Source organism: Oleiphilus sp. HI0043 (assembly GCF_001634935.1).
In genome coordinates this window covers 1-1,658 of sequence record NZ_LWEY01001181.1, presented here as the reverse complement: position 1 = coordinate 1,658, position 1,658 = coordinate 1, and the positions used below count along the sequence as shown (strand labels likewise).

Sequence of the window (1,658 nt, the reverse complement as noted above, 5' to 3'; positions counted from 1 at the left end):
CCTAAAGTCACTGTTTTAGAGGGTGAGCTAGAAAAAATGCAAGAAGGCTGCCTGTCCGTTCCTGGCTTTTATGAAGATATTAGCCGAATCGAACATGTGCTGATCGAAGCGCTAGACCGACAAGGCAAAGAGTTTAGCCTAGAAGCAGAGGGGCTACTAGCCGTTTGCATCCAACACGAAATGGATCACTTAAACGGTAAACTCTTTGTTGACTATTTAAGCGGTTTAAAACGTAATCGTATCAAAAAGAAACTAGAGAAGATTCATCGCAGTCAGGAACGCGCTTAAAACGCCTTTTATCATATCTGTGCGATTTTTATTTACCCAATTTAAAAAAGTGATTTCAGTTTGAAGATTATCTTTGCCGGTACACCGGAGTTTGCAGCCAAAAGCCTCCAAGCCATTATTGACCAAAACCATGAGGTCATCGCCGTCTACACTCAGCCAGACCGTCCGGCAGGGCGTGGCAAGAAGCTCGTAAAAAGCGAGGTAAAACAGGTAGCTGAAGCGCATGGCATTCCAGTATTCCAACCTGAAAAGCTGACAAACCCCGAGGCCCAGACGGAACTAGCAGCGCTCAAGGCAGACCTAATGATTGTAGCGGCTTATGGCCTGCTCCTACCTAAAGCAGTGTTGGACATGCCCACTTTCGGCTGTATCAATATCCACGCGTCTTTACTTCCACGCTGGCGTGGCGCTGCGCCGATTCAGCGTGCAATTCAGGAGGGTGACCGTGAAACGGGCATTACCATCATGCAAATGGACGTAGGCTTAGATACCGGCGACATGCTACTCAAACTCAAAACCGATATCACTGACCAGGATACTGGCGGTAGCCTTCATGACCGGCTCGCTGAACAAGGAGCCAGCGCGATTTTGCAATATCTCGAACAGCGTGAAACATTAGCGGCTGAACCTCAAGATAACGAACTGGCGAATTACGCACATAAACTGAGTAAACAAGAAGCTTGCATTAACTGGCAAGATAGCGCCCAACAGATCTGTCGCAATATCCGAGCGTTCAACCCTTGGCCGGTATCGTTTCTGGAGTTTCTTGATGCAAAAGGGAAAGTTCAGCGTGTCCGTATCTTTGAAGCATCAGAAGTCGAAACAAACGATGACCGAGTAGCCGGTACTATTCTGGAAAAACCAAAAACGGCATCATTATCCAGTGTGGCCAAGGCGCTATCAGCATTCAGCAACTCCAACTTCCGGGGGCAAAAGCCATGGACGTTCAATCTTTCGTGAACGGCGGTAAAGCGCTATTAAATGCGGGAGAGCAGCTGAATGTCAATCATGACAACTAGGTCTGGCGGACGCAGTCGTCGCCAATCACGAGCTAGACGCTCCAAGCAAAATATCCGACTTCCTAAGCTACCTGCAATAGAAAGCTTAAGCAGCGTCAGAGCGCTTGCCAGCCATCTTTTACACAGTGTCGCTTATGAACAAAAGTCACTGACTGCACTCATGCCCATCGCTGCTGAACAGGTGGCAGATAAAGACGGCGCCCTTCTTCAGGAAATTGTCTATGGAGCCTGTCGCTGGTACGAGTATTTGGCAAATAACCATAATCAGTTTTTGGAAACACCGCTCCAGCACGAAGATAAACTGGTTGAAAGCATTCTAAAAGTAGGGGCTTACCAACTCCTATTCATGCG

Annotated in this window: 2 protein-coding genes and 1 pseudogene; all 3 read left to right on the top strand. The window is 47.8% G+C overall.

What is annotated here, in order from left to right:
- Positions 1–288 (top strand): peptide deformylase (gene def, locus A3729_RS13645; protein ID WP_068633996.1); only part of this gene is annotated, 288 nt, incomplete at its 5' end.
- A 60-nt stretch (positions 289–348) separates the two neighbouring features.
- A pseudogene (gene fmt, locus A3729_RS13640) lies at positions 349–1,307 on the top strand (methionyl-tRNA formyltransferase).
- Positions 1,288–1,658 (top strand): transcription antitermination factor NusB (locus tag A3729_RS13635; protein WP_304439722.1); only part of this gene is annotated, 371 nt, incomplete at its 3' end. The pseudogene fmt and the gene A3729_RS13635, both read left to right, overlap by 20 nt.